The 18815-nt window shown below is 70.4% G+C and carries 16 protein-coding genes; 5 read left to right on the forward strand and 11 right to left on the reverse strand.

The window, feature by feature from the left end; translation table 11 throughout:
• Positions 1-187: 187 nt before the first annotated feature.
• Positions 188-1897, reverse strand: coding sequence for a GMC family oxidoreductase N-terminal domain-containing protein (locus FB561_RS02295; RefSeq protein ID WP_145802520.1), 1710 nt, complete (start codon positions 1895-1897; stop codon positions 188-190).
• A 15-nt stretch (positions 1898-1912) separates the two neighbouring features.
• Entirely contained in the window at positions 1913-3505 is a 1593-nt protein-coding gene (locus FB561_RS02300) for a succinic semialdehyde dehydrogenase (protein ID WP_145802522.1), read from the reverse strand.
• Between the two features lie 180 nt (positions 3506-3685).
• Between FB561_RS02300 and FB561_RS02305 the strand changes: the two genes are divergently transcribed.
• A complete protein-coding gene (locus tag FB561_RS02305; protein ID WP_145802524.1) occupies positions 3686-5131 on the forward strand; it encodes a tetratricopeptide repeat protein in 1446 nt (481 codons plus the stop codon).
• Between the two features lie 72 nt (positions 5132-5203).
• Positions 5204-5788 (forward strand): TIGR03086 family metal-binding protein, encoded by a 585-nt coding sequence (locus tag FB561_RS02310; protein WP_145802526.1) that lies wholly within the window; start codon positions 5204-5206, stop codon positions 5786-5788.
• A 9-nt stretch (positions 5789-5797) separates the two neighbouring features.
• On the opposite strand, the gene FB561_RS02315 is transcribed toward FB561_RS02310, so the two are convergent.
• The 9 genes from FB561_RS02315 to FB561_RS02355 form a co-directional block, all read right to left on the reverse strand.
• Positions 5798-6193, reverse strand: coding sequence for a hypothetical protein (locus FB561_RS02315; RefSeq protein WP_145802528.1), 396 nt, complete (start codon positions 6191-6193; stop codon positions 5798-5800).
• Positions 6194-6292: 99 nt separating this feature from the next.
• On the reverse strand, positions 6293-7021 hold the full coding sequence (locus tag FB561_RS02320; RefSeq protein ID WP_170284558.1) for an acyl-CoA thioester hydrolase/BAAT C-terminal domain-containing protein: 729 nt from the start codon (positions 7019-7021) through the stop codon (positions 6293-6295).
• On the reverse strand, positions 7018-8124 hold the full coding sequence (locus FB561_RS02325; protein ID WP_145802532.1) for a GuaB3 family IMP dehydrogenase-related protein: 1107 nt from the start codon (positions 8122-8124) through the stop codon (positions 7018-7020). Before FB561_RS02325 ends, FB561_RS02320 begins: the two co-directional genes overlap by 4 nt.
• A 36-nt stretch (positions 8125-8160) precedes the next feature.
• On the reverse strand, positions 8161-8805 hold the full coding sequence (locus FB561_RS02330) for a DUF4276 family protein (RefSeq protein WP_170284559.1): 645 nt from the start codon (positions 8803-8805) through the stop codon (positions 8161-8163).
• A 23-nt stretch (positions 8806-8828) separates the two neighbouring features.
• Complete coding sequence (locus FB561_RS02335; RefSeq protein ID WP_145802536.1) at positions 8829-9965, reverse strand: AAA family ATPase; 1137 nt, start codon at positions 9963-9965, stop codon at positions 8829-8831.
• Positions 9966-10059: 94 nt separating this feature from the next.
• Positions 10060-11571 (reverse strand): IMP dehydrogenase, encoded by a 1512-nt coding sequence (gene guaB, locus FB561_RS02340; RefSeq protein ID WP_202880523.1) that lies wholly within the window; start codon positions 11569-11571, stop codon positions 10060-10062.
• Between the two features lie 150 nt (positions 11572-11721).
• A complete protein-coding gene (locus FB561_RS02345; protein WP_145802540.1) occupies positions 11722-13353 on the reverse strand; it encodes a hypothetical protein in 1632 nt (543 codons plus the stop codon).
• A complete protein-coding gene (gene shbA, locus FB561_RS02350) occupies positions 13346-13966 on the reverse strand; it encodes an RNA polymerase sigma factor ShbA (protein WP_145802543.1) in 621 nt (206 codons plus the stop codon). Before shbA ends, FB561_RS02345 begins: the two co-directional genes overlap by 8 nt.
• A gap of 157 nt (positions 13967-14123) precedes the next feature.
• Positions 14124-15647 (reverse strand): AAA-type ATPase lid domain-containing protein, encoded by a 1524-nt coding sequence (locus tag FB561_RS02355; RefSeq protein WP_202880524.1) that lies wholly within the window; start codon positions 15645-15647, stop codon positions 14124-14126.
• 185 nt (positions 15648-15832) lie between these two features.
• Between FB561_RS02355 and FB561_RS02360 the strand changes: the two genes are divergently transcribed.
• From FB561_RS02360 to FB561_RS02370, 3 genes are read left to right on the forward strand one after another with little or no spacing between them, the layout of a single operon-like run.
• Positions 15833-16876 (forward strand): amidohydrolase family protein, encoded by a 1044-nt coding sequence (locus FB561_RS02360; protein WP_145802545.1) that lies wholly within the window; start codon positions 15833-15835, stop codon positions 16874-16876.
• Position 16877: 1 nt separating this feature from the next.
• Positions 16878-17696 (forward strand): iron-sulfur cluster assembly protein, encoded by an 819-nt coding sequence (locus FB561_RS02365; protein WP_145802547.1) that lies wholly within the window; start codon positions 16878-16880, stop codon positions 17694-17696.
• The gene (locus FB561_RS02370; RefSeq protein ID WP_238334613.1) at positions 17693-18727 is read left to right on the forward strand and encodes an NAD(P)-dependent alcohol dehydrogenase; all 1035 of its coding nucleotides are present in this window, start codon (positions 17693-17695) and stop codon (positions 18725-18727) included. Before FB561_RS02365 ends, FB561_RS02370 begins: the two co-directional genes overlap by 4 nt.
• Positions 18728-18815 lie beyond the last annotated feature (88 nt).

Raw genomic sequence — 18815 nt, forward strand, 5'->3', positions numbered from 1 at the left:
CCGAACCCAAAAGCGCCGGGCGCCTCACCCCGGCTTGAGTGGGTCCCTCGGGAAACGATTTGGGCGGAAACGTTCCCGAGGGACCTGCTCCCTTTTCTGGCCCTTTCACCCTCGGCTTCCGGATCATTCCGATCCGTTGCCGAGGGTTTTCGCTTTTACCGGTCCGAACCCTTTTGTTGTCGTCGCGTCACGGTTTCGTCACAGGACGTCGATCGGTGATCTCGACAATGGGTAACCGTAGTGCTCCCGGGGCGTCGGCCGGGACCACCGGATTCCGCGGCGTGACGGCCGCCACCCGCTCGTAGGGCGCCCCGAGGTCCGGCCGCTGGTCCGCCTCGCCCTGGTTCGGCCAGAAGGACAGCGCCCGCTCGGCCTGCGCGGTGATCGTCAGGGACGGGTTGACGCCGAGGTTCGCGGAGATCGTCGAGCCGTCCAGGACGTGCAGGCCCTCGTACCCGTAGACCCGGTGGTACGGGTCCACCACGCCGGTCTCGGCCGAGTCGCCGATCGCGCAGCCGCCGATGAAGTGCGCCGTCATCGGGACGTTGAACGGCTCCCCGATGGTGCCCCCCGGGGTGCCCCGCATGATCCTGGCCATCCGCCGGACCACCTCGTTCGCGACCGGGATCCAGGCCGGGTTCGGGGCCCCGTGGCCCTGCTTCGAGGTCAGCCGCCAGCGGCCGAACCGGTCCCGCTTGCCGAAGGTGGTGATCGAGTTGTCCGCGGTCTGCATCACCAGCGCGATCACGGTCCGCTCGGACCAGTGCTTCAGGTCGTACAGCCGGCGGATGTTCTTGCGCTGAACGCCGAGTTCCTTGAGCCAGGTGCGCCACCTCGGGACGTCGCCGTCGCCGTCGGTCAGCACGGTCTGCAGCAACGACATCGCGTTGCTGCCCTTGCCGTACCGGACCGGCTCGATGTGGGTGATGTCGTCGGGGTGGAACGACGAGGTGATCGCGACCCCGCGGCTGTAGTCCACGGTCCGGTCCAGCGCGATGGCGCCGAGCAACGACTCCGAGTTCGTCCGGGTCAGCACGCCGAGCCGGTCGGACAACCGCGGCAGCTTGCCCTCGTCCCGCATCCGGTGCAGCAGCTTGGCGGTCCCGAGCGCCGAGGCCGCGAAGATCACCTGACGAGCGGTGAACCGGCGGGTCTTCTTCCGGTTCGACGTCCGCCGGGTCTCGACCGCGTACCCGCCGCCCGGCAGCGGTTCGACCGAGGTCACCGTGGTCATCGGGTACACCTCGGCGCCGGCCTGCTCGGCCAGGTACAGGTAGTTCTTGGTGAGCGTGTTCTTCGCGTTGTGCCGGCAGCCGGTCATGCACTCGCCACAGTCGATACACCCGGTCCGCCGGGGCCCCGCGCCACCGAAGTACGGGTCGTCCACCTCGACCCCAGGCTCACCGAAGAACACGCCGACCGGGGTCGGGTGGAAGGTGTCCCCGGCGCCCATGTCGTCGGCGACCTGCTTCATCACTTGGTCCGCCGGGGTGAAGTGCGGGTACGTGGTGACGCCGAGCATCCGTTTCGCCTGGTCGTAGTACGGGGCGAGCTCGTCCTTCCAGTCGGTGATATGGGCCCACTGGCGGTCGGTGTAGAACGCGGGCAGCGGCTCGTACAGGGTGTTGGCGTAGACCAGGCTGCCGCCGCCGACGCCCGCGCCGGACAGGATGATCACGTCCCGCAGCGCGCTGATCCGCTGGATCCCGTACCAGCCGAGGCGCGGCGCGTAGAGGAACCGGCTCTTGTCCCAGGAGTTCTTCGCGAACCCCTCGTCCTCGAACCGGGCCCCGGCCTCGAGCACGGCGACCCGGTACCCCTTCTCCACCAGGCGCAGGGCGCTGACGCTGCCGCCGAACCCGGAGCCGATGATCAGTACGTCCTGGTCGAAGCTCATCCGCGACTCCCCGTCTCAGGCCCGGCCGAGCTTCTTCAGCACCCGCAGCGCACCCGTCATCAGCTCGGCGTACGACTCGTCGCTCAGCCCGTGCGAGGCCGCGATCGGCAGCAGTCGCTGGGTCGCGATCGCCTGCGCGTCGACGTACCGGCGGATGCCCTCGACACCCTGCCGGCGGCCGAGCCCGGACGCGCGCATCCCGCCCATCGGGGTGTCGATCGAGCCGAACGTGGCCGCGTAGCCCTCGTTCACGTTGACCGTCCCGGCGACCAGCTGGGCCGCGATCGCCCGGCCGCGCCGGCCGTCCCGGGTCCAGACGCTCGCGTTCAGCCCGAACTCGCCCTCGTTCGCGCGCTGGATCGCCTCGGACTCGTCGGAGAACCGGTACAGCGATACCACCGGGCCGAAGGTCTCGGTGTCGAAGCAGTCCATCTCGGGTGTCACGCCGGACAGCACGGTCGGCTCGTAGAAGAGCGGGCCCAGATCCGGACGGGCCTTGCCACCGGCCAGGACCACGGCGCCTTTGGCCCGGGCGTCGTCGACGTGCCGGCTCACGGCGTCCAGCTGGTCCTTCGAGATCAGCGAGCCCATGTCCACGTCCCAGCCGGTCCCGGCCGACAGTCGCAGCTTCTTCACCCGGTCGAGGAACGCGGTGACGAAGGCGTCGTACACCTGGTCCGCGACGTACAGCCGCTCCATCGAGACGCACAGCTGGCCCGCGCTGTTGAAGCAGGCGCGGACGGCGCCCTCGGCGGCGCGGTGGATGTCGGCGTCGCGGAGGACGAGCATCGGGTTCTTGCCGCCGAGCTCGAGGCTGCAGCCGATCAGCCGCTCACCGGCCTGCTGCGCCACCAGCCGCCCGGTCCTGGTCGACCCGGTGAAGCAGACGTAGTCGGTGTTCTGGATGATCGCGCCGCCGACGGTCGGGCCGTCGCCGTTCACCGGCTGCCAGGCGTCCCGCGGCAGCCCCGCCTCGTACAGCAGCTCGATCGCCCGGAGCGCGGTCAGCGGGGTCTGGCTGTCCGGCTTGTGCACGACCGTGTTGCCGGCCAGCACCGCGGGGAGCCCGTCCGCCATCGCCATGCTGAGTGGGTAGTTCCACGGCGAGATGATGCCGACGACGCCCTTCGGCACGAACCGCTGCTCGGCCCGGGTGAGCACCGGGAACATGCCCAGCTTGCGCTGTGGCCCGAGCAACTCGGCGGCCTTGCGCCCGTAGTACCGGGCGGTGAGCGCGACGTGGGCGACTTCCTCGAAGGCCTGCTTGCGCGCCTTGCCCGACTCCAGCAGGACCAGGTCGACCAGCTCGTGCCGGTGGTCGAGGACGAGGTCGTGGTACCGGAGCAAGATCGCGGCGCGGTCGGCGAGCGGGACGCCCTTCCAGCTGAGCTGGGTCCGGCGGGCGGAGCGGACCGCCTTCACCACGTCGTCCGGCGCGGAGACCGGCAGCTCGGCCACCGGCTGCCCGGTCGCCGGGGCGTAGTGGGTGCGGGGGCCCGCCGAGGCGCGGAGCAGACCGGCCAACCGGCGGATGACCGACTGGTCGGTCGCGTACGAGGCGGTCGGGTCGAGCTCGGGATCGGCCGGAATCGAGGTCTGCTCGCTCATCTGCCCAGGCTACCTGCGGGTAATCACTCGTGTCAGCAGCGCGCCACGGCACCGGACACCGAGGCGTCAAGTGAGGTGGATCACTCCGGAACCCTCTAAGGTTCGAGAGGAGAACCCCGGTCGAGGCTCCACACGGGACTAGGGTGATCCGTTGAGTCGGTGAAGGGGTGGACAGCGGAGATGGTGGACAGCGGGGGGCTATGGACGCCCCCTGAGGACGAGCTCGGCGAGGCGCTGCAGACCGCGCAGGTCCTGATCGAGGAAGGCCGCGCCGACGAGGCCGGACCGTACCAGCAGCGGGTGATCGAGCTCGCCCGCGAACGCGCCGGGGACCGCCCCGACCACTACGAGGCCAAGCACCTGATGGCGGCCACGCACTACGAGCTGGCCGGCTCGCTGAACGCGTCCGGCCGGCACGAGGAGGCGCTGACCGCACTCCACGAGGCCCAGCTCGGGTACACCGAACTGAACGACGCCGGGGTCCTCGACGCCACGTCCTTCCTCGCCGACGTGCGGGCCCGCCGGGCGATGACGCAGGCCCACCGCGGGTACGGGGCGACCGCCGTCCTGGAGATGGACGGCGCCGTGATCGCGTACGGCCAGCTCGTCGCGGGACCGGACAGCCTGCACCACCAGCCCGACTTCGCCCGCGTCCTCGCGATGAACGCGCTCATCCTCCGCCGGTACGGCGATCCCGGGCTGGCCGTGGCCTCCGCGGACGCGGCGGTCCAGCTGTTCCTGCAGTTGGCGGACCAGATCAACGAGAGCCCGCAAGCGCTGTCGTACGCGCGGTACCTGTGCTCGGCGACCGCGGTGTCGGCGGACGTCCACGCGTCCCAGAGCCGGCTCGACCTGGCCCTGGAGGCGGACGAGATCGGCCTGACCACGGCGGACACGCTCGCGGACTCCGAGTCGGCGACGGACCTGCGGACCCTGGTCTCCGCGCTGACCCGGAAGGGCAAGCACCTCGCCATCGCCGGCCGGATCCTGGAAGGCGAGACCTGCCTGCAGACCGCGTACGCCACCGACCGCGAGACGGCCGAGCGGGTGAGCGAGGAACTCGAACGCGGCCTGCCGCCGTCCCTGGTGACGGCGCTCGAGACTGCCGAGCTCAAGCTCGGCCCGTTCGAGCAGTACTACCGGCTGCTCGGCCTGAGCCAGCCGGCGCCCGGGATGACGCTGGCGACCGTGTCCGGCCGGACGGATCCGGAATCGGCCGCGGTCCGCGCGACCGAGCTGGCCGAGCTGGTCCGCCCGATGCTGGCGCAGGACGCGGAGACCGCGCTCACGCTGGGGCTCGAGGCGCACTACCTCTTCGCGATCTCCTCCGAGCGCGAGTCGCACCGGATGCGGTACGAGACCAGCACGTACGCCCCGATCTGGGCGCAGACGCTGCTGGACATCTCCGCGGCGTACGACGCGGCCGGCCAGACCGAGATGGCGCTGGACCTGGCCGGCTGGTGCGCCGAGGTCGCCACCGCGCTGATCCCGTTCGCCACCAGCGACGGCGAGGTCGCCGAGCTGGCCGGCTCCTGCTACCGCCACCACGGCGACCTGCTCGCGGCCACCGGTGACCTGATCGCCAGCCAGCACGCGCACGAGGCCGCCGCTCAGCTCGCCACCTGACCCCCTTCTCGACGCCCCCCGATTGACGGCTTCGGCCTGTCGGCGCAGGCTGACGGCGAGGGGGTGGGCGCGATGGATGTCGTGGAACTGCACGGCCGGGCCGCCGGGGAGTTCGTCCGCTTGGTCGGGGTTGTCGGGAGCGAACAGTGGGACTCGGCGACGCCCTGTTCCGACTGGGATGTGCGGACGTTGGTGAATCACGTCGTCAACGAGGAACGCTGGACGGTCCCGTTGATGGCAGGGCAGACGATCGAGGACGTCGGGGACTCACTGGACGGGGACCTGCTCGGCGACGACCCCGCTACCGCGGCCGCCGAGGCGGAGCGGGCTGCCCAGGCATCGATGGGCGGGCCGGTGGCTCGTGGGGACCAGGTGCACCTGTCGTACGGGAACGAGGACGCCGCGGAGTACGTGTGGCAGTTGACGGCCGACCACCTGATCCACGGCTGGGACCTGGCGAAGGCGATCGGTGCCGAGCCACGGCTGGATCCCGACGTGGTGGACGCGGTGTCCGGCTGGTTCACCGAGCGGGAGGAGCTGTACCGCGAGGGCGGCGCGATCGCGGAGCGGGTGAGCACGGCCGACGACCCGGCGAGCCGGTTGCTCGGGGCCTTCGGCCGCGATCCTTCCTGGACACCCGCGCACGTCAGCGGATGACGTGCGGGGTCAGTCGTGGTTGTCGGTGTTGAGGGCGCCGACGAAGAGGCCGGCTTCCTGGTCGGTCATGCCGGTCTCGCTGACCACCAACGCGGTCGCCTGGTGCAGCTCGCCGGCGGCCTTGAGGGCGCGGGTGCGCTCGGCCAGGTTGGTGCCGGGGAGCCGGACCACCGGGGTGTCGGTGACGGGCGGTACGTAGCGGCCGAGGCGGATCTCGTCGACGAGCTCCTTGGCGTGCTTCAGCTCGGCCCCGGTCCGGTCCATCACGAACTTCACCGCGAACACTTGCTTCTTGGTGGTGATGAGGAAGCGGATCTGGTCCACGTCCTCGCCGGAGAGCTTGCCCCGCGCGGCGGCCAGGGCAACGTTGTCGGCGTCCTTGCTGCTACGGCTGAACAGTCCCATGGGCCAATCCTTCCAGAACGCCCAAGCCGGTGAGCAGGACCCACCGGTGTCACGAACACCACGCCGTCCCGGGCGTTTCGCGGGCCGGCGGTCCGGCCTTCAGCCGTCGAGGACGCGGAGGAGGTGCGGCCAGACCTGGTCCCCGAAGGCCCGGTCGGCCGCGTAGGAACCGCCCCGCGCCATCCGCTGACCGCCCGACTTCGGCTCCTCCCCCGGGAACAACGGCCGGTGGCCCGCGCTCGCGGAGATCAGCACTTGGGTCACCCGGTCGCCGCGGCTGAGCGCGATCCGCTGGGCGAACTCGGCCGACGGCCAGACCCGGTCGTCCCCGCCGGCCACGAGCAACAGCTCACCCCGGAACCGCTCGGCCGGGATCAACGCGGCCTCCGCCTCCGCGGCGTACCGGTGGACGCTGGTCCGATAGAGGTCCACGTAGCTCGGTGGGTCGTCGGCCGGCTCCCAGTCGGGGTCGAACGGGACGTACGGGAGCGGCTCGCCCTGCCACGTCCACGGTGAGGTGTAGCTGCCGTTCTCGATCCAGGGCCAGGCGTACGCGCTCGGCGACAGCGCGATCACGGCGTCGATCCGGGGATCCACGGTGCCGAGCAGCAACCCCGCCTCGGCACCACGGGAGATGCCCAGCACGACCAGGCGGTCGGTCCGCGCCGCGAGATCGTCCAGCGGGAACGACTCCAGCGGGATCTCGCTGATCCGGCCGTCGAACCAGCGCGGCGCGACCACGGCGTACCCCGCGTCCTCCAGGATCCGCGCCCGGTCCAGATCGGGCTTGCCGCTGGACCCGTGCAGCAGGAGGACGCCGGTGGTCACCCGACGACGACCTCGACCCGCTGGAACTCCTTCAGCTCCGTGTAGCCGGTGGTCGCCATCGCCCGCTTCAGCGCGCCGACCAGGTTCATCGTGCCGTCGGGCGCCCAGGACGGGCCGAACAGGATCTGCTCCATCGTGCCGGACAGGCCGACCTCGACCCGCTCACCGCGGGGCAGGTCCGCGTGCCACGCCTCGGCACCCCAGTGGAAGCCGCCACCCGGCGCGTCGCTCGCCCGGGCCAGCGGCGAGCCGACCATCACCGCGTCGGCGCCACAGGCGACCGCCTTCGCCACGTCACCGGACCGGCCGACCGACCCGTCGGCGATGACGTGCACGTACCGTCCGCCGGACTCGTCCATGTAGTCACGCCGGGCGGCCGCGACGTCCGCGACCGCCGAGGCCATCGGCACCGCGACGCCGAGCACCTTGCGGGTCGTGTGCGCGGCCCCGCCACCGAAGCCGACCAGGACGCCGGCCGCGCCCGTCCGCATCAGGTGCAGCGCGGCCTGGTGGGTCGCGCAGCCACCGACGATGACCGGGACGTCGAGGTCGTAGATGAACTGCTTGAGGTTCAGCGGCTCGGCCTGGCCGGAGACGTGCTCTGCCGAGACCGTGGTGCCGCGGATGACGAAGAGGTCGACGCCCGCGTCCACGACGTGCTTGGAGAACTGCTTGGTCCGCTGCGGCGACAGCGCCCCGGCCACGGTGACACCGGCGTCGCGGATCTCCTGCACCCGCTGGGCGATCAGCTCGGGCTTGATCGGCGCCGAGTAGATCTCCTGCAGCCGGGTGGTGACCTGCTCCCGGCCGAGGCTGGTGATCTCCTCGAGCAGCGAGGTCGGGTCCTCGTACCGGGTCCACAGGCCCTCGAGGTTCAGTACGCCGAGACCGCCGGCCTTGCCGATCGCGATCGCGGTGGCCGGCGACATCACCGAGTCCATCGGCGCGGCCAGGATCGGCAGCTCGAACCGGTACGCGTCGATCTGCCAGGCGACCGAGACCTCCTCGGGGTCCCGGGTGCGTCGCGACGGCACGATCGCGATGTCGTCGAACGCGTACGCCTGCCGGCCCCGCTTGGCGCGGCCGATCTCGATCTCGGTCATGCGGGTCAGCTTACCGAGGGCACCGTGCGTCGACAGTCACTGGGCCAGCAACCGTTCGACCCACGACCTCAGCCCTGGACAGCGATCGATCACCGCGTCCAGACCAGCCTCCCGGATCACCTCGATACCGTCGGTGACCTTGTCATAATCGGGCCAGCACCGCAGCACCCGTTTCGATGGCGCCGTCGACGGCGAGTCGTTCAGCAGTTCTACGTCCCCGCCGACTGTCTCCGCCTCCTGGTTCAGGGCTTTCGCGACCGCTCTTTCCCCCAGCACGTCTGCCGCTCCGATCGCCGCGGCCAGGACCCAGGTCTCGAACTCGTGCAGGACGACATACGGCACGAAGCGCGGATGGTCGATCGCTGACGCCATGGCCTGCGCACGGTGCTCGGCACAGCGACGCGGTTGATGTGGGCGGGCACAGCAGTCCGCGCCCGGGGCGTCTCGCGGATAGGCATAGAAGTCGATCAGGATCGAGACCCATTGGAAGTTGCTGGCCTCGAGCAGCTTCCGCAGATCGCTGTCGTAGTGCCGCCAGCTCCCACCGCCGCCACGGAACGCCGTACCGTCGGCCAGCCTGGACGTCTTGACGATCACCGGCTGGACATAGATCTCGAAGGCCTGCAGGTACGGCGCGAGAATCTCGCTCACGAAGGCAGATTCAGTCTGGCCCTCGACCACCAGAGCGATCTGGCGAAACCCCATCAGCTCACCACGCGCGGCGAATCATCCGGCCGCGGACGGCCACCCAGGAGATTCTTCTCCCAGAGTTCGCCCAAGGAGTAGTCGGCCAACCACTCCTCCAGCGCCGCGGGGTCTGGGCGCTGGATCTGAGTACCTGCTCCGGTACGTTCGACGATTGCTACTTCCTCGACGCTGAACTGCTCCAGCAGCGTCACGGACTGGGTGGCGGCCACAACACGTCGATCCTTCGCCGCCCGCCGGAGCAGGGCGGCGAGCTGGTGGATCGCGAACGGATGCAGCCCGAGCTCCGGCTCGTCGAGGACGATGGTGCCCGGTGCGTTGTCCTGGAGCAGCAGGACCGCCAGACACACGAAACGTAGGGTCCCGTCGCTGAGGTTGTCGGCCGAGAACACAGAGTCCAGACCGCGCTCTCGCCAGCGCAGCCGGATCGAGTTGCCTTCGGTTTCGAGGACGAAGTCGTCGAAGTACGGCGCCACGGTACGGACGGTTCGGACGATCCTGCGATAGCTCGTTGGATCCGCTGACCTCAACCGCAGCAGCACGGCCGCGAGGTTCCGGGCGTCGGGGGCCAAAGTGAGGTTGTCGGCGGGATCGATCCTGCGCTTGACCGGCGCGTCAGCGCTGGTGTCGTCGAAATGGAAGACCCGGCAGCCGGCCACCACGCTCAGTACGTAGGCGGCCTTGGCCTCCTGCTCGGCCTCGGCTCGCAGCCGGCTTTCTCTGGCCGCGCCGAGTTCCGTTGTGTACGGCCTCGGATACCTGGCGCGGTCGTGCAGCAGCATCGTCTCCCGAACGATCCCGGTGTCGTCGGTCGAGGCCGCGACCTCGACCCGGTAGCCGTTGGAGACGTCCCGTTTCCAGTCACCCCAGACCTCGAGTTCGATCGCCTCGGGCGTCCGGCTCGGATCGGTCGGTCGATGCAGCAGCCCGGCGAAGCCACCCCGAGTGACCAGAGTGTCGTTCAGTTGCCGATCAATGATCCTGCCGAGCCATTCGAAGGCATCGACGACGTTGCTCTTGCCCGCGCCGTTGGGACCGACCAGCAAGGTGACCGAGCTGGACAGCTCGAGGACCGCGTGGCTGAGCGACGTCAACCCACGAACCTCGAGCTTGCGCAGTGGCACCTCAGCAGCCACACCGGCCTCCCACGAAGTGATGGAATTCCTTGTCAGTGACAAGGTATTCGGTTTCCTCGCCGAAAGCCGGGTACGCCGTCAGCCTGTGGCCGATTCAGTGGCCGGAGTAGTTCGGGGCCTCGACCGTCATCTGGATGTCGTGCGGGTGGGACTCCTGCAGGCCGGCCGAGGTGATCCGGACGAACCGGCCCTTGTCCTGCAGCTCCGGCACGGTGCGGGCGCCGGTGTACCACATCGACTGGCGCAGGCCGCCGATCAGCTGGTGCGCGACGGCCGCCAGCGGGCCGCGGTACGGCACCTGGCCCTCGACGCCCTCGGCGATCAGCTTCTCGTCGCTGCCGACGTCGCTCTGGAAGTACCGGTCCTTGGAGTACGACTTGCGCAGGCCGCCGGACTGCATCGCGCCCAGCGAACCCATCCCGCGGTACGCCTTGAACTGCTTGCCGTTGATGAAGACCAGGTCGCCCGGCGACTCCTCGCAGCCGGCCAGCAGCGAGCCCAGCATGACGGTGTCGGCCCCGGCGACCAGCGCCTTGGCGATGTCCCCGGAGTACTGCAGGCCGCCGTCGCCGATCACCGGGACGCCGGCCGGCTTGCAGGCCAGCGACGCCTCGTAGATCGCGGTGACCTGCGGGACGCCGACGCCGGACACGACCCGCGTCGTACAGATCGAGCCCGGTCCGACGCCGACCTTGACGCCGTCCGCGCCGGCGTCGACCAGCGCCTGGGCGCCGGCCCGGGTGCCGACGTTGCCGCCGACGACGTCGACGCCGACGGTGGCCGGGTCGGCCTTGAGCTTGCGGATGATCTCCAGCTGCGCCTGGGAGTGACCGTGCGCGGTGTCCACCACGAGCAGGTCGACGCCGGCCTCGACCAGCGTCATCGCCCGCTTGTAGGCCTCGCCGAAGAAGCCGATCGCGCCGGCGACCCGGAGCCGGCCGGTCGCGTCCTTGGTGGACAGCGGGAACTGGTCACGCTTGACGAAGTCCTTCAGCGTGATCAGGCCGGTCAGCTTGCCCGCGTCGTCGACCAGCGGCAGCTTCTCGACCTTGTGCTTGCTCAGCAGCGCCATCGCGTCGTCGGCGGAGATGCCCTGCTTGCCGGTGATCAGCGGCTGCTTCGTCATCACCTCGTGCACCGGGCGGTCCTGGCGCGTCTCGAACCGCATGTCGCGGTTGGTGACGATGCCGACCAGCACGCCGGTCTGGTCGACGACCGGGACACCGGAGATCCGGTACTGCCCGCAGAGCGCGTCGGCCTCGCCGATGGTCGCGTCCGGGCCGATCGTGATCGGCTGCGCGATCATCCCGGACTCCGAGCGCTTGACCAGGTCGACCTGCTGCGCCTGGTCCTCGATCGACAGGTTGCGGTGCAGCACGCCCAGCCCACCCTGGCGCGCCATCGCGATCGCCATCCGGGCCTCGGTGACGGTGTCCATCGCGCTGGACAGCAGCGGGATGTTCACCTCGATGTTGCGGCTGACCCGGGAACGGGTGTTCGCCTCGGACGGGATGACGTCGGACTCGTTCGGCTGCAGCAGCACGTCGTCGAAGGTCAGTCCGAGAACGGCGAACTTGTCGGGAACTCCGGAGGGTGTGATGTCCATGAGGAAGGCAGGCACCTTTGCACGGCGAGAACGGGACACCATGGTATGCCGGGGCCACCGGGCCGCCCCAAACCGGTCCCCACCACCCTGTGGACAACCGCTTGCCGAGAGCTGCGGGCCCCGACGGTGAGGTCAGGGCCCGGTGCTCGGTCAGCGGCCGTTCGTCGGGTGGTTCAGCACCCAGAGGATCTGCCGCAGGGTGGCCGGATTCATCGAGCCGTGGGCCCGGTCGATCGCGGCGTGCCTGCCCTCGGCGTACCGGCCGCTGGAGTGCTTGCCCTTGGCGTACTGCGCCTTCGCCCAGCCCAGCGTGTACCGGCCGTTGGAGTGCTTGGCCGCGTCCTCGAAGCCCTTGCCGAAGTACTGCTCGAGGCGGTCCGGCAGCGGGGCCGTGGTACCGCTCGGGGTCGGCAGGACGGTCTTCAGCAGGTCGGCCGGAGCCGGCGCCGCGGTCTCGTCACCGGTCGGGTCGGCCTGCGTGCTCCCACCGGTGCCCGCGGTCCCGCCCGTCGGCGTGTCCGCCGTACCACCGGCCGGGGCGTCCGTCGTTCCACCCGTCGGGGCGTCCGTGGTCCCACCGGTCGGGGATTCGGTCGTACCGCCGGACGGCGTGTCCGTGGTCCCACCGGTCGTGGTGTCCGTGGTCCCGCCCGTCGGGGTGTCGGTCGTCCCGTCGGTCGGCTTGGTCTCGGTCGTCGGGAGCTCGCCGGGCAGCGTCTCCCCGGTCGGGAGGTCGCCCGTCGGGAGATCGCCCGGCTGGCCGCCGCCGTCGGTCGGCTGCTCGCCGACCGTCGAGTCGCCGGTCGAGTCGCCCGTGGAGTCGCCGGTCGAGGTCTCGCCGGTGTCCTGGGTCGGGGCCGTGGTCGGGTTGTCGCCCGGGACCGGGTTGTTGGTCGAACCGTTGTCCGAGGTCGGGTCGTCCGACGGCGTCGGCGTAGGCGTCGTCTGGTCGGTCGGGTCGGACGCCGGCGGCTCGGTCGGGTCGCCCGAGGGCTGCGTCGGGTCGTCCGTCGGGTCGTCCGTCGGCTGCGTCGGGTCGTCGGTGGGATCGGCCGTCGGGTCGCCGGTCGGCTCGTCCGGCTTGTCAGCCGGCGGGTCGGTCGGCTGAGCGCCCGGCTTGTCGACCTTGCCCTCCGGCGGCAGGGGCGGCGGCAGCTTCGGGTCGTCCTTGGGCGCCGGCTTCTGGACCAGCGGCGGCTGCGGCCGGGCGAGCTGGGTCGGGCCGGGCAGACCGTCGAGGTCCGCCGGGAACCGCTCGGTGACCTCCTCGTCCTCCGTCGCGACCTCGGCCTCGTCCAGCTTGGCCTGCTGGTTCTCCCGAAGGATCTTCTGGGCCTTGACGATCTTCGACTTGTCGCCGACCGCCATTCCCTCGAGTTTGTCGGTCGGGAAGCTGGTCTCCGGCCGGAGCCCGTCGACGACCTTCTCGACGATCTTCTCGTACGGCGCGAGCGGGTCACCGTTGACGGCCGCGGCCACCCCGGACACCGACAGCGCGGCCACCGCGGCCACCCCCACGGCCAGGCCGCGGGCGGCCATCTTGCGGGCCAGCGGATCGGTCACCGGGTTCAGCGCGGCGCAGCGCGCCAGGAACGACTCGGGGTCGTCGATCGTCTCGACCGGCAGCTCGTCCTCCACCTCGACCGCCAGCCGCAGATCGGCCAGCAGCTTCAGGGCGGGATCGTGCTCCCCGGCCTCGCAGGCGGAATCCCCACCGGCTGCGAGCAGGTCGAGCAGCGCGTCGTCGGCTTCGATCGCGTCGAAATCAAAGCGCTCAGCCATGCCGCTCCTCCCCTGCTCCTCGTCCCTGCTTTGCCTCATGCCCCACAAACCCCCTGAGCGTGTTCAACGCCCGATGTTGTGCGACCCTCACCGCCCCCGGTGTCATCCCCAGTGCCCGGCCGGTCTCCTCGGCTGACATCCCCGCAACCACCCGGAGCCGCAGAATCTCCCGCAGCTTCTCCGGCAACCTGTCCAGCAGGCCCACGATGTGCTGGACCTCGGAATGCCTGACGGCGCGCTCCTCCGGCGTCGGCGCCTCGTCGGCACCGTCCGGCAGGTCCGGCGTGGACAGGTCGGCCACCGCGAACGCGCGCTGCGCGTCGGCGACCTTGCGCGCCGCGATCCCGTACACGAAGGCCTCGAACGGCCGGCCCTCGTCCCGGTACCGGCTCAGCGCGCCGAACACCGCCACGCACACTTCCTGCGCGACGTCGTCGACCATGTCGGCCCCGCCGGGGTAGGTCCACAGCCTCGACCGCACATAGCGGTGGGCGACCGCACGCACCCGGGTGAGCAGATCGTTCAGGGCGGCGGCGTCGCCTTCGCCGGCCAGCGCGGCCAGATCCCTGAGCTCGACCCGGTCTTGGGTGTGCGGTGATTGGACCTCGGTCACCCCTCGCCCCCCTCGTGTCGGACCGGTCAGCCTGAAAGATGGTACGACCCGGCCATCCCTTTGCCTAGTGGCAATTCGTGATCACGGGCCATTTTTCGCTACGAACGGTGAACACAAGACCGAAGCCCCGGCCGGCCCGGGACCAAAGTCCCGGTGGTCAGCTCGGTCGCGGGAGATGGATGCCGTACTGGGCGATCTTGCGGTAGATCGTTGCCCGGCTCATCCCGAGCTCCTCGGCGGCCTGCCGCATCGAGATCCCGGGCTGGGTGAGGACGCGGATGATCTCGTCCCGCTCGAAGGTCTCGATCCTGGTCAGCCGGTGCGTCGTGTCGGACAACAGCGTGCCGGGCAGGTGCCGGACGTCGATCCGGTCGGTCCGGCGGGCAGCCTCCTTGACGATGCGGTGCAGCTCGGCGACGTTGCCCGGCCAGGCGTGGTCCCGCAGCACGTGCTCGGCCGCCGGGGTGAGGGCGACCTCGCGACCACGGGCCCGTTGCGCGGCGTACCGGGCCAGCGGCAGCACGTCCTCGGGCCGGTCGCGCAGCGGTGGGACCTGGACGACCGTGTCGACCAACGCGGCCAGCGCCGGCGGGATGTCCTCGAACCGTTCCGCGGTCATCGACAGCGGTAGCGGCGCCACCGTGGGTCCGCGGTCGCGCCGGGCCCGGACGACCAGGTCGCGCAGGCGTTCGGCGACCCAGACCGGCAGTGTGTCGACGTCCCGGACGACGACGGCCGTGTGCGGTTTGCCGAGCTCGGGGGTCCAGAGGGCGAGCCAGGCGTCGATGTCCTGCGGGGCCGGTGGGCTCGCGGCCAGGATCCGTTCGCGCGGGCGGCTCAGCCGTTCGGCCTGGGCCAGCACGGTGGTACGCCCCGAGCCCGGCTCGCCGATCGCGGCCACCACGCGGCCCGCCGTGACCGCGTCCTTCGTCAACGACAGCACGCTCTCCCAGGCCGAGGACAACGCCCGCAGCGTCCCGGATCCGGGCTCCAGCCGCGAGGTCTCGACCCGGAAGACCTCGCCCCGCGGTGTCGGCCGGGGACGGCGGCCCTGCGATCGCGCGAGCATCAGGGCCGTCGTGTTGTTGGCCGCGGACTGGGCCAGCGCCAGCAGGAGTTCGCTGGACGACTGGCACCAGGTGGTGAGGTTGACGCTCCCCTCCAACCGGCCGGTCAGCGGGTCCAGGACCGGGACCGCGGCACAGGTGTACGTGCACAGGCTCAACGCGTAGTGCTCCTCGGCGCGGACCAAGGTGGGGACGCGGTCGGCCAGCGCGAGACCGAGCCCGTTCGTCCCGGCCTCTCGCTCGGAGTACGCGAATCCGGGTGCGAGGTGGACGTCGTCGAGGGCGCGCAGCAGGCTGTGGTCGCCGGAGAGCCGGTTCAGGACCAGGCCATCCGCGTCGGTGAGCATCAGGCTGATCGGCTCGGACGAGAGGGTGCGGTGCAGGTCGGTCAGCACCTCTTGCCCGCATTGGAAGAACAACGAGTCCTGGTCGAACGTCCCGGTGAACACGGGCTCGACGTCGTCCAGCGAGACGCCGTAGTCCTGACTACGTTGCCAGGAGGCCAGCAACCGTTTCGGCAGGGCTCCGACGGGAGCCAGGTCGGCCCCGACCGGTACCTCGGTACCGAGGCGTTGGTGCAGCAACGCCCGCTCCGGCAGCTCCGCGTCGTCCACGGCTGCCCCCTCTCACCAGATGAGGATGCCGCCGACCATACCGCCGGGTGTCGCGACCGGCGACGGGTCGTGGTCTCAAATTGAGACAACGGGACGTCTCACATTGAGACGATCGCCCGGTCCCGCCGGTCCCGGATCCGCGCCTACCTTCGCCACATTCCGTGACTCGAGGGAGGACGACCACCATGTACACCAGCAACGGCGAGAGCTACTTCGTCGTCGACGCCCACATCGCCCTGTGGGACGGCCGGCCGGAGAACCAGCGCAACCTCCACGGCAAGCAGTTCATCGACTGCTTCTACGACTACCACCGCAACCTGTCCCCCGAGACGGAGGTGTGGAGCTACGAGGACTACCTGTACCAAGGCGGCGAGCGGCTGATGAAGGACCTCTTCGCCGACGGGTACGTGGACCACGCGATCTTCCAGCCCGCGTTCCTCGGCGAGTTCTACCACCGCGGTTTCGGCCAGACCGAGGAGGCGTTCGCGCTGGCCTCCGCGCACCCGGACAAGCTCACGTACAACCACAACTTCGACCCGCGCAACGGTGAGGCCGGGCTGGACCAGCTCCGCGCCGACGCCGAACGGTTCGGGCTGAAGGGGGTCAAGCTCTACACCGCCGAGTGGCACGGCGACTCGCGCGGCTGGCGGCTCGACGACCCGTGGGCCTACCGGTACTTCGAGGTCTGCCGCGAGCTCGGCATCACCAACATCCACGTCCACAAGGGCCCCACCATCCGGCCGCTGGACCGGGACGCGTTCGACGTGAAGGACATCGACCACGTCGCCACCGACTTCACCGATCTCAACTTCGTCGTCGAGCACTGCGGCCTGCCGCGGCTGGAGGACTTCTGCTGGATCGCCACCCAGGAGCCCAACGTGCACGCCGGGCTGGCGGTCGCGATGCCGTTCATCCACACCCGGCCGAAGTACTTCGGGCAGATCATCGGCGAGCTGCTGTACTGGATCGGCGAGGACCGGATCCAGTTCTCCTCCGACTACGCGCTCTGGACGCCGAAGTGGCTGGTCGAGGCGTTCGCGGCCTTCGAGATCCCGGCCGAGCTGTCGGAGTACGCGCCGCTGACGGTCGCGCAGAAGAAGAAGATCCTCGGCCTGAACGCGGCCAAGATGTACGGCCTCGAGGTCCCCGCCGAACTGCGGCTGCCGGACGCGGACGAGACCGCCACCGGACCCCGGGGCGCGGACGAGTCCGACCTGGTGAAGGCCTGACATGACGATCACCGAGAGCCCTCGGTACGACGTGCTGGAGCGGGCCGCGTACACAGCGCTCGGCGGCGTGGCCGATCCGGAGCTGGACGAGCCGATCACCGACCTCGGCTTCGTCCGGTCCCTGGTCGTCCGGTCGGCCGGATCGCTGGCCGAAGTGGAGGTGCACCTGCGGCTGCCGACCTCGTTCTGCTCGCCGAACTTCGCGTACCTGATGGCGTCCGACGCGAAGGACGTGCTGACGTCGCTGCCCTGGACCGGCCTGGTGACCGTCCAGCTCGACGACCACCACGACTCCGGCCTGATCAACGCGGGCCTGGCCGCCGACGCCGGGTACCGCGGCACCTTCGGCCACGAGGCGGAGCAGGACCTGGAGGAACTGCGGACCACGTTCCGCCGCAAGGCCCACACGGCCGCGATGGAACGGTGCCTCACCGCCCTGCTCCGCGCCGAACCGGACCGCCCGGTCGAGCGTCTTGGTGAGGTCGTCCTCGCCGACCTGCCGACCGACCGGCACACCGAGGCGCTGCTCCGCCGGCGGACCGTCCTCGGGCTCCCCGACCGGCCCGACGCGCTCGTCCTGGTCGATCACGACGGTCAGGGGTACGCCGAGTCCGACGTACCGCTGGCGCTGCGGCGAGCCCGGTCCACGCGGATCTCGATCGACGGCAACGCGCACTTCTGCCGTGGCCTGCTGCGAACCCGGTACCCCGGCAGCGAGTCGGAGCAGGTGCACCGGCCGGACGGAGCCGAGTCCGCCGACGCGTCGTACGACCCGACGTTCATCCCCCTCCCCACCGTCCCGAAGGAGCAGCGCCGATGAGCACCATGCGAGCCGTCCAGGTCGTCGGCTACCACCAGAACCTCGCCCTGACCGAGGTGCCGATCCCCGAACCCACCGGCCCGTGGGACGTGGTCGTCCGGATCGGCGGTGCCGGGGTCTGCCGGACCGACCTGCACATCCTCGAAGGACAGTGGGCCGAGAAGAGCGGCGTCCAGCTCCCGTACACGATCGGGCACGAGAACGCGGGCTGGGTGCACGCCGTCGGCGCCGCGGTGACGAACGTTGCCGAGGGCGACAAGGTGATCCTGCACCCGCTGATCACCTGTGGCCTGTGCCGCGCCTGCCGGTCCGGCGACGACGTGCACTGCGAGGCGAGCGCGTTCCCCGGTATCGACACCAACGGCGGCTACGCGGAGTACCTCAAGACGTCGGCCCGGAGCGTGGTGAAGATCGACGACGCCCTCCAACCCGCCGACGTCGCCGCCCTCGCCGACGCGGGCCTGACGGCGTACCACGCGGCCGCCAAGGCAGCCCGCCGGCTGACCCCGCGGGACCGCTGCGTGGTGATCGGCGCGGGCGGACTCGGGCACATCGGCATCCAGGTCCTCAAGGCACTCACCCCGGCCGAACTGATCGTCGTCGACCGCAACCCCGACGCGGTCGAACTCGCCGTCTCGATCGGCGCCGACCAGGGCATCGTTGCTGATGGCAATCACATGGAGAAGGTGCTGGAGCTCACCGGCGGCCAGGGCGCCGAGGTGGTGGTCGACTTCGTCGGCGAGGGCGGCGCGACCGGCGAGGGTCTGCGGATGCTGCGCCGGGCCGGTGACTACCACGTGGTCGGGTACGGCGAGAACCTCGACGTCCCCACCATCGACCTGATCTCCACCGAGACCAACATCGTCGGCAACCTGGTCGGCTCCTACAACGACCTGTGCGACCTGATGATCCTGGCCGCCCGCGGTGCCGTCACCCTGCACACCGCCAAGTACCGGCTCGACGACTTCCAGACCGCGATCGACGACCTCGACGCCGGCCGGGTCCGCGGCCGCGCCATCCTCATCCCCTGACCTCGCCACTGGCGGGTTGTTCAACGAATGACGTGTTGCAACACGCCAGTGGGCGAATAACCCGCCAGTGGGCGCTCGCAGTACGGCA

This window comes from Kribbella amoyensis (assembly GCF_007828865.1).
Lineage (GTDB): Bacteria > Actinomycetota > Actinomycetes > Propionibacteriales > Kribbellaceae > Kribbella > Kribbella amoyensis.

Coding starts and splice junctions, on each gene's coding strand:
- FB561_RS02295 (WP_145802520.1), bottom strand. CDS start 1,897: ATGAGCTTCGACCAGGACGTACTGATCATCGGCTCCGGGTTCGGCGGC.
- FB561_RS02300 (WP_145802522.1), bottom strand. CDS start 3,505: ATGAGCGAGCAGACCTCGATTCCGGCCGATCCCGAGCTCGACCCGACC.
- FB561_RS02305 (WP_145802524.1), top strand. CDS start 3,686: ATGGTGGACAGCGGGGGGCTATGGACGCCCCCTGAGGACGAGCTCGGC.
- FB561_RS02310 (WP_145802526.1), top strand. CDS start 5,204: ATGGATGTCGTGGAACTGCACGGCCGGGCCGCCGGGGAGTTCGTCCGC.
- FB561_RS02315 (WP_145802528.1), bottom strand. CDS start 6,193: ATGGGACTGTTCAGCCGTAGCAGCAAGGACGCCGACAACGTTGCCCTG.
- FB561_RS02325 (WP_145802532.1), bottom strand. CDS start 8,124: ATGACCGAGATCGAGATCGGCCGCGCCAAGCGGGGCCGGCAGGCGTAC.
- guaB (WP_202880523.1), bottom strand. CDS start 11,571: ATGGACATCACACCCTCCGGAGTTCCCGACAAGTTCGCCGTTCTCGGA.
- FB561_RS02345 (WP_145802540.1), bottom strand. CDS start 13,353: ATGGCTGAGCGCTTTGATTTCGACGCGATCGAAGCCGACGACGCGCTG.
- FB561_RS02360 (WP_145802545.1), top strand. CDS start 15,833: ATGTACACCAGCAACGGCGAGAGCTACTTCGTCGTCGACGCCCACATC.
- FB561_RS02365 (WP_145802547.1), top strand. CDS start 16,878: ATGACGATCACCGAGAGCCCTCGGTACGACGTGCTGGAGCGGGCCGCG.
- FB561_RS02370 (WP_238334613.1), top strand. CDS start 17,693: ATGAGCACCATGCGAGCCGTCCAGGTCGTCGGCTACCACCAGAACCTC.